Origin of the sequence: Rhizohabitans arisaemae (genome assembly GCF_025996515.1) — a bacterium.
Taxonomy (GTDB): domain Bacteria; phylum Actinomycetota; class Actinomycetes; order Streptosporangiales; family Streptosporangiaceae; genus Rhizohabitans; species Rhizohabitans arisaemae.
The window spans coordinates 1-1,237 of sequence record NZ_BLRH01000016.1; the positions used below are offsets into that span (position 1 = coordinate 1).

Sequence of the window (1,237 nt, forward strand, 5' to 3'; positions counted from 1 at the left end):
CAGCAGGCCGGCGGCTTCGGTCACCGCGGGGATCCCCTCGGTGTAGACCTTCTTGGCCAGCCGCTCCGAATGCGCGTCGAAACGCCCCCGCAACGAATCACCCGCATGCCGGGCGAACGCCAGAACCGTGTTCGCCACCGGATCACCGGACCACCTGTCCGGCGGAAGCTGACCCCGATACCACGACAGGCAATCCACCAGCCACTCCCGCGACTGACCCGCGAACGGATTGAACGTCGTCGCCGCCGTGCACGGCGAACCCGGACCCTCCGCCGGCTGACACGAGTCGTAAGCCGCGCTCGCCGCCCGGAACACCGAGGTCACCACCCCGTCGTCGGGGGTGTCGCCCGGCAACCGCTCGGCCCCCCGCAGCAGCCCCTGCATCAAATCGTCGCCGCGCAGCGCCGTCGGGAACCCCGCCTCGGTGTACTCCTGCAGCAACCGCACCGCCTGGGTCAGGGCCGCGTTCGCCAGGAACAGCGGCTTGCCCGGCGTGGCCAGGTCCGCCACAACCCGGTCGTAGTACTCCTTCTGCCGCCCCGCCAGGAACTGCGTCAGCTTGACCCGCAACTCCGCGACCACCGCCGCGTTCGGGGTGTGCACGGCCGACTCGGCGAACGACTGCTTGAAGCCCCCGGTCACCCACTTGTCCAGGTAGTGGTCACGGGCACTGCACACCGGGCCAGGCTCGGGGCCCGGCTTGGGGTCGATGCACACCGCGGGCACCTGCCAGGACTTCTCCCAGACACCCAGATCCTCGACCTTCTCGACCGTCTTGGGCTCGTTCTCCTTCATCGGAGGACCCCACAGGAGCTGCAACCGCAGCTTCACCGTCAACGTCGCCGGGTCCAGCCGGTCCTCGCCGCCGGTGTAGACGAAGTCGTGGCACGCCGACACCACCGGCTGGAACCGCGTCCTGGGGTTGGTGAACGCGTACACCGCCAGCGGCACCTCGTTACCCGAGACCGCCACGTTGGCCGGACGCTCCAGGAAGCCGCGCAGACTGCTGGCCTCGCGGCAGTCCGCCATCCTGGGCGACAACTTCGGCTGGGCCTCGATCGCCTGGTCGGCCGTACCGAAAAGCCGGTACTCCAGCCCGTCCACCGCTTCCTTCTGCAACGGTTTCAACGCCTCGCCCAGGTCCCCGGCCGCCGTCTTGTAGTCCGCCACCAGCCCCCGGTACAGAGCGTTGGTGTAGGTACCGTCCGCGCCCGGCTTATCGAGCGCCTGACTGAAC

The 1,237-nt window shown here is 69.2% G+C and carries 1 protein-coding gene; it reads right to left on the bottom strand.

The genetic code is table 11. From position 1 onward, the window contains the following. Positions 1–1,170, bottom strand: a 1,170-nt coding sequence (locus RUR_RS08380) for a hypothetical protein (protein WP_283134366.1), incomplete at its 3' end; no start/stop codon positions are given. Positions 1,171–1,237 lie beyond the last annotated feature (67 nt).